Below are 1008 nucleotides of genomic sequence, written 5' to 3' on the forward strand. Positions count from 1 at the left end.
GCAAAGCCTTGGAGGGTAGCGATGGCAGTGAAGCAGACGGGGCAGCCGAGTTTTATTGAGGGGTGGCTGCCGAAGGGAGCCGGGGCCAACGCGGCGCTGGATCGGTTGTCGGGCTTGGTCAAATGGTATCGGTTCGAGAAGCTGATGTCGCATTTGCGGGATGAGGCAAGCCCTGGCCGTCCGGGCTATCCGGTGCTGGTGCTGTTTCGCGCGCTGTTATTGCAATCACTCTATGGTCTTTCGGAGCGCGAGCTCGAGGAAGCGCTGGGCGATCGACTGTCGTTCAAGCGCTTCGTCGGTCTCAGTCTTGAGGATGCGACGCCTGATCACACGGTCCTGAACCGGTTTCGGAACCAGCTTGTTGAGCAAGGTCTGTTAGAGAAGCTGTTCGGTGAACTCGATCGTCAGCTTGAGAATGCTGGTGTCATCCTCAAGCGCGGCACGATGCTGGATGCGACCTTGATCCAGGCGGTGTCAGCGCCTCCGAAGGAGGAACAGCCGTCGAACGATCCCGATGCCCGGTTTGCCAAGCGACAAGGCAAAAGCGGCTCGACCTTCGGTTACAAGGCCCATGTTGGTGTCGATGAGGGCTCCGGCCTGATCCGGTCGGTGCTGACCACGCCTGCCAATGTCAACGACACGACACCGGCCGACGAATTGATCCGCGGTGACGAAGCTGTGGTGTGGGCCGATGCGGCCTACGACACCCATGCCCGGCGGACTCGACTGAAAGCGGAAGGCAAGAAGCCCCGCATCGCGCGCCGCCCGAACCGGCATCACCCGGAGCTGCCGCCGAGGCTCAAGCGCTACAACCTTCTCATCGCACGACGACGGGCAACGGTGGAGACCACCTTCGCTACCCTCAAACGCCGGATGCGGCTCACCTGCATCCGCTATGTCGGTCTCGCCAAGGCAAGCGGGCAAGTTTTGCTCGCCTCCATCGCGTTCAATATGAGGCGGTGGGCCACGATCACCGCCTGAACTGCCCGCCGAGGGTGGCAATTACAA

Annotated in this window: 1 protein-coding gene; it reads left to right on the plus strand. The window is 61.5% G+C overall.

Annotated features, from left to right (window positions below):
- Positions 1–21 precede the first annotated feature (21 nt).
- Positions 22–981, plus strand: coding sequence for an IS5 family transposase (locus tag AC24YW_RS36570; protein WP_487487209.1), 960 nt, complete (start codon positions 22–24; stop codon positions 979–981).
- Positions 982–1008 lie beyond the last annotated feature (27 nt).

The sequence above is a fragment of the Bradyrhizobium sp. USDA3516 genome, from assembly GCF_057651995.1.

Coding starts and splice junctions, on each gene's coding strand:
- AC24YW_RS36570 (WP_487487209.1), top strand. CDS start 22: ATGGCAGTGAAGCAGACGGGGCAGCCGAGTTTTATTGAGGGGTGGCTG.